General features: G+C 70.2%; 7 protein-coding genes. 3 read left to right on the top strand and 4 right to left on the bottom strand.

The window, feature by feature from the left end; genetic code table 11:
- Positions 1 to 149: 149 nt before the first annotated feature.
- The 3 genes from Q7T09_RS10380 to chpT form a co-directional block, all read right to left on the bottom strand.
- Positions 150 to 977, bottom strand: a complete 828-nt coding sequence (locus Q7T09_RS10380) for a protein-glutamate O-methyltransferase CheR (RefSeq protein WP_304699534.1) — start codon at positions 975 to 977, stop codon at positions 150 to 152.
- Positions 974 to 1,339, bottom strand: a complete 366-nt coding sequence (locus Q7T09_RS10385) for a PleD family two-component system response regulator (protein ID WP_304699535.1) — start codon at positions 1,337 to 1,339, stop codon at positions 974 to 976. Before Q7T09_RS10385 ends, Q7T09_RS10380 begins: the two co-directional genes overlap by 4 nt.
- A 105-nt stretch (positions 1,340 to 1,444) precedes the next feature.
- Positions 1,445 to 2,134 carry a histidine phosphotransferase ChpT gene (gene chpT, locus Q7T09_RS10390; protein ID WP_304699536.1) on the bottom strand — a complete coding sequence of 230 codons (690 nt, stop codon included), beginning with the start codon at positions 2,132 to 2,134 and terminating at the stop codon, positions 1,445 to 1,447.
- A 66-nt stretch (positions 2,135 to 2,200) separates the two neighbouring features.
- On the opposite strand from chpT, the gene Q7T09_RS10395 reads away from it, so the two are divergent.
- Positions 2,201 to 2,410, top strand: coding sequence for a DUF3553 domain-containing protein (locus Q7T09_RS10395; RefSeq protein WP_304699537.1), 210 nt, complete (start codon positions 2,201 to 2,203; stop codon positions 2,408 to 2,410).
- The gene (gene cysQ, locus Q7T09_RS10400) at positions 2,407 to 3,177 is read left to right on the top strand and encodes a 3'(2'),5'-bisphosphate nucleotidase CysQ (protein ID WP_304699538.1); all 771 of its coding nucleotides are present in this window, start codon (positions 2,407 to 2,409) and stop codon (positions 3,175 to 3,177) included. Before Q7T09_RS10395 ends, cysQ begins: the two co-directional genes overlap by 4 nt.
- A 4-nt stretch (positions 3,178 to 3,181) precedes the next feature.
- Here the strand turns inward: cysQ and Q7T09_RS10405 are convergent, their stop codons facing one another.
- Complete coding sequence (locus Q7T09_RS10405) at positions 3,182 to 3,382, bottom strand: hypothetical protein (RefSeq protein ID WP_304699539.1); 201 nt, start codon at positions 3,380 to 3,382, stop codon at positions 3,182 to 3,184.
- 234 nt (positions 3,383 to 3,616) lie between these two features.
- Here Q7T09_RS10405 and Q7T09_RS10410 point away from each other — a divergent pair, with 234 nt between their 5' ends.
- Positions 3,617 to 4,789 carry a PepSY domain-containing protein gene (locus Q7T09_RS10410; RefSeq protein ID WP_304699540.1) on the top strand — a complete coding sequence of 391 codons (1,173 nt, stop codon included), beginning with the start codon at positions 3,617 to 3,619 and terminating at the stop codon, positions 4,787 to 4,789.

Consider the following 4,789-nt stretch of genomic DNA (forward strand, 5'->3'; position numbering starts at 1 on the left):
CGCCGGGGCGGCGGGCGCGCGGGCCGGCCTGTCGCAGCTGGCGAGCGCCAGGCCCGCGGCGAGCACGGCGGCGGTTGCGGACAGTCGGCGCATTCGGATCACCCCCCAAGGTTGGTCAGGGCGATCCTAGACCCTTGTGCCTCCGCCTGTCAGGCGGCGGCGCGAAAGGAGGGGTTCCGGGCGTAGAGGCCGGGCCGGCCGCTTACCGGCTGGAAGGCCTCCGACAGGCCAGTGGCGGTCTCGCCGAGCCCCAGGAACAGGAAGCCGTCGGGGCTGAGCGCCCGGGCCAGGTTCTCCAGCAGGCGGACGCGCATGGGCTCCACCAGGGCGCCCAGCACATAGCGGCAGAAGATCACGTCGAAGCGCCCGGCCGCCGAGAGGTCGGCCACCAGGTTGATGCGCCGCCAGCGGACCATCTGGCGGATGCGCGGCGACAGGGCCCACATCTCGTCGACCTTCTCGAAGTGGCGCACCAGCTGGCGGATCGGCAGGCCGCGCTGGATCTCGAACTGGGTGTAGAGCCCGCTCTGGGCCTTTTCCAGGGCGCGTTCCGACAGGTCCGAGGCGAACAGCTCCAGCTTGGCGCCCGGGATCAGGGCGCGCTGGTCGTCGATGGTCATGGCGAGCGAATAGACCTCCTGACCCGAGCCGCAGGCCGCGCTCCAGATGCGGATCGGCTCTCCATCGCGCAGACGGGCCAGCGTCGGCAGGATCTCGTCGCGGAACAGGTTGAAGGGCGTGCGGTCGCGGAAGAAGGCGGTCTCGCTGGAGGCCATGGACTCCACGATCGCCCAGGCCAGGCGATCTTCGCGCTTGGCGCGCAGGGCCGCGATCATCTCGTCGATGGAGCCGAAGTTCTCGCGGCGGGCCACGGGCCCCAGCCGGCTCTCCAGCAGGTAGTCCTTGTCGGGGTCGACGTGCAGGCCGGCCCGCGCCCCGCAGAGCTGGACGACGAGATCCTTGTCCTCGGGCCTCATGCCAGTCCGACCTCGGCGAACTTCGAGGCGATGATGTCGCCGTCGAAGGGCTTCATGATGTACTCGTTGGCGCCGCAGTCCAGCGCCTCGCGGATGCGTTCGATATCGTTCTCGACGGTGCAGAACACCACCGTGGGCTTGTCGCCGCCCGGCTCCAGCCGCAGGTGGCGCAGGAATTCGATCCCCGTCATCACCGGCATGTTCCAGTCCAGCAGGATTGCGTCGGGCATGGCCGCCCGACACCAGGCGAGCGCCTCCATCCCGTCGGACGCCTCGGCGATTTCGAAGCCGATGTCCTCCAGGATTCTGCGGGCGACCTTGCGGATCACCCGGCTGTCGTCAACGACGAGGCAGGTCTTCAACGGGGCACTCCAACCTTAGGCGAATCTTCTCGCGCGCGGTTGGTTAAGGAGGCGTGTTAACCGGCCGGAAATTCACATTTGCGCGCGACTTGGCCGCAACCTGGATCAGGCCGGAATACTGGCGGCGAAGGTGACCTTTTCCTCGCCCACGTCGGCGAAGATCCGCCCGCCGGCGTCGGTCATGAACAGGTGCACGTAATAGGCCTGGACCCAGTGGCCGTGCAGCCCCTCGCCCATGGCCTCGCCCCGCAGGCCGTCCAGCACCTCGGCCCGCAGCCGGGCGCGGGGACCGGTCGCCTCGACGGCGATGACGACGAAGGCGCCTTCCTCCACCGCGCGGATCTTGGCCACCCCTCCGGTGGGCAGGGCGGCCCCGGCCATCTGGGCCAGGTTGAGGATGGCGCGGGCCGCCGCCTTGTTGAGGGAGGCCGGCTCCACCTGCCAGTCCAGCTCGGCGCGCATATGGGCGAAGACCCCCTGGGCCAGCTTGGCCAGTTCGCGCGCGTCGAAGGTCTCGGCGGTGGCCGAGGCGCCGAAGGCCACGCGGGTGAAGGAGAGCAGGTCGGCCAGCTTGCGGGCGCTGGCGCCGATCAGGCTCATGGCGTCCTCGCGCATGTCCTGGGCGCTGGGATCCTCCAGCAGGTCGAGCCCTGAAACGATGGCGCTGGCTGGGCTGATGAAGTCGTGACACATGCGCGCGGCCAGATAGGCGGCCACCTCGGCGGTGCGCGGCACGGCCTTGGCGGGCGGCTCGGCGGGGGCCTGCGGCTCGGGAGTCTGTTCGGGCTCGGTCATAAGGCCCTGAACTTGGCCTGATTTGGCGCTTTGGCAAACCGCCTCGGACGTCTAGGAAGCCCGTCCATGAGCGGTTCCGATCCTTTCCTCGAGCCTGGCGTCATCGTGCGCCACCCGGGTCAGGACGACTGGGGCCTGGGTCAGGTGCAGTCAGTCGCGGGGCGTAAGGTGACGGTGAACTTCCAAGAGGCCGGCAAGCAGGTGATCGACAGCTCGGTGGTGACCCTCGCCTTCGTGGCCGAGGATCCCCGCGGCCGCCGGGGCGCGGCGCGATGAGCGACTTCGACAACGAGATCGGGGCCCTGCTGGCCGACATCGTCGAGGAGGCCGGACGCCTGGTCCTGCCGCTGTGGAAGTCGGGCCTGACCGTCCATTCCAAGGCCGACGACAGCCCGGTGACAGAGGCCGACCGTCGCGGCGAACTGCTGATCCTGGCGCGGCTGGAGACCCACTTCCCGGGGGTCCACGTGATCTCCGAGGAGGACGCCAGCGAGTTCGGCACCCCCGAGGCCATCGGCCACCGCTTCTTCCTGGTGGACCCGGTGGACGGCACCAAGGCCTTCGTCCGCGGCGACCCCAACTTCACGGTCAATATCGCCCTCATCGAGGGCCGCCGTCCGGTGGCCGGCGCCGTCTGCGCCCCGGCCAGCGGCGAGACCTGGTACACGCAGGGCGGCCACGCGATGAAGCGCGGGGTGGGCGAGGCCGGCAAGCCGATCCAGGCGCGGGCCTGGCCGCAGGGCAAGGCCGTGGCCCTGGTGAGCCACACCATGAAGGAAGAGACCATCCAGGCCCTGGCCGACAAGTACGGCTTCGACCATCCCCAGGCGATGGATTCCTCCATCAAGTTCTGCCGCATCGCCGAGGGCTCGGCCGATGTCTATCCGCGGCACGGGCCGACCATGGAGTGGGACATCGCCGCGGGCCACGCGGTGCTGGAGGCCGCCGGCGGCAGCGTGCTGACCCCCGAGGGCGAGGCCTTCGCCTACGGCAAGGCCGACGAGAAGTTCCGCAACGGCTGGTTCGTGGCGCGGGGCCGGTAGCCGGCTAGATCGCCTTGCGGCTGTTCCAGTCGATCATCGAGGACTCGATGGGCGAGGCCGCGTGGGTGCGGCCATAGGCCTTGGCCGCGCCACCGGCGCCGGCCACCATGTAGGTCGCAAAGCCCACGAAGAAGGCGAAGGCCGCCAACCAGACGAAGGGCCGGAGCAGTTCGAACGGGTTGGACTCGGTACGGGTAAGCGACATGGGCGATCCCTTGGTCTAAGCGCCTGACACGGGAACATCCGATCGCCGCGATGGTTGCGACGCTCTGTTCACAGACTCACATGATTCGCGCAGCCGGCGAGCCGACGGACTGTCGCAGCCTTGGCGGCTGGCGCCCGACTGGTCTCAGATGATAATAGCTCGCATTATACTTGCGATTGAAAGCCGTTCGCAGTAGCTGGGTCCTTGGCCGACAGGCTTTCCAAGGGGGATCCCATGACCGCATCTCTGTCCGGCCGCCTGCGCCGGCTCTGGCTCGACGTCCACCTGTGGATCGGCGTCGGCCTGCTGGTGGCCATCATCCCCCTCAGCCTCTCGGGTTCGATCCTCGTCTGGCACGACGCCCTGGACCGGGCGACCCACGGCGAGCGCTACGCGGTCAGCGGACCGCAGGTCGCCCTGCCCCCCGCCGCCTATGCGCGGAGCGCACAGGCCGCCTTCGGCCGGCAGGCCCGCCTCACCCAGATCCGCTTCCCGGAGGCGGCCGGAGATCCCGTGGTGGCCGTCGGCCGCATCGAAGGCCCGCCCGGCCCCGGCGGCCGGCCCCGCAGTCTGAACCTCTGGATCGACCCGCCGACGGCCAAGGTCCTGGCCAAGGCCGAGGTGGCCAAGGGCTTCTCCATGACCATGCACCGGCTGCACGGCACCCTCTTCATCCCCGAGATCGGCCGCAAGGTAGTGGGCTGGATCGGCTGGGCGATGTTCGTCTCCTGCGTCAGCGGACTCTGGCTCTGGTGGCCCCGCAACGGCGCGGTCCTCAAGGCCCTGCGCTGGCGGCGCGGGCCCTCGACCCTGTTCAACCTGCACCACATGGTGGGGTTCTGGATCTGCCTGCCCCTGGCGGTTCTGTCGCTGACCGGGGTCTATATCTCCTTCCCCCAGACCAGCCGCGCCCTGTTCGGCGTCGCCCCGCCGCCGGAGGCGCAAGGCGCCCAGGGCGGCGGCCAGCGCCCGGGCGGCGCCGGCGGCGGTCGCTTCGCCCCGCCGATCGCAGCGCCCAACCTCACCTTCGAAGACGCGACCGCCAGGGCCCTGGCCGCGGCCCCTGGAGGGACCCTGGCCGCGGTGAGCGTCCCCACCCAGGGCAAGGCGCCGGCCTGGAAGGTCCAGGTCAGAAAGCCCGGCGTGAAGGAGCCCGCCACCCTGGCCGTGGACGACGCCACCGGCGAGGCCAAGGCCGATCGCGGCGGCCCTGGCGGCGGCGGCCCCGACCCCCTGTCGCGCTGGATGCGCCGCATCCATGACGGCGCCGACATGGGGATCGTCTGGCAGACCATCATCGTCCTGGGCGGGATCGCGCCCGTGGTGCTGTCGATCACCGGCCTGGTGATGTGGCTGCGCCGCCGCGCCCGTCGGCGCGCGATGCACCGCGCGATGGCCGAGGCCTGA

Source organism: Phenylobacterium sp., from assembly GCF_030645195.1.
In the GTDB taxonomy this organism is placed as follows: domain Bacteria; phylum Pseudomonadota; class Alphaproteobacteria; order Caulobacterales; family Caulobacteraceae; genus Phenylobacterium.

Bases quoted from the DNA above. Each gene is read 5' to 3' on its own strand.
- Q7T09_RS10380 (WP_304699534.1), bottom strand. From the start codon at position 977: ATGAGGCCCGAGGACAAGGATCTCGTCGTCCAGCTCTGCGGGGCGCGG.
- Q7T09_RS10410 (WP_304699540.1), top strand. From the start codon at position 3,617: ATGACCGCATCTCTGTCCGGCCGCCTGCGCCGGCTCTGGCTCGACGTC.
- Q7T09_RS10395 (WP_304699537.1), top strand. From the start codon at position 2,201: ATGAGCGGTTCCGATCCTTTCCTCGAGCCTGGCGTCATCGTGCGCCAC.
- chpT (WP_304699536.1), bottom strand. From the start codon at position 2,134: ATGACCGAGCCCGAACAGACTCCCGAGCCGCAGGCCCCCGCCGAGCCG.
- Q7T09_RS10405 (WP_304699539.1), bottom strand. From the start codon at position 3,382: ATGTCGCTTACCCGTACCGAGTCCAACCCGTTCGAACTGCTCCGGCCC.
- cysQ (WP_304699538.1), top strand. From the start codon at position 2,407: ATGAGCGACTTCGACAACGAGATCGGGGCCCTGCTGGCCGACATCGTC.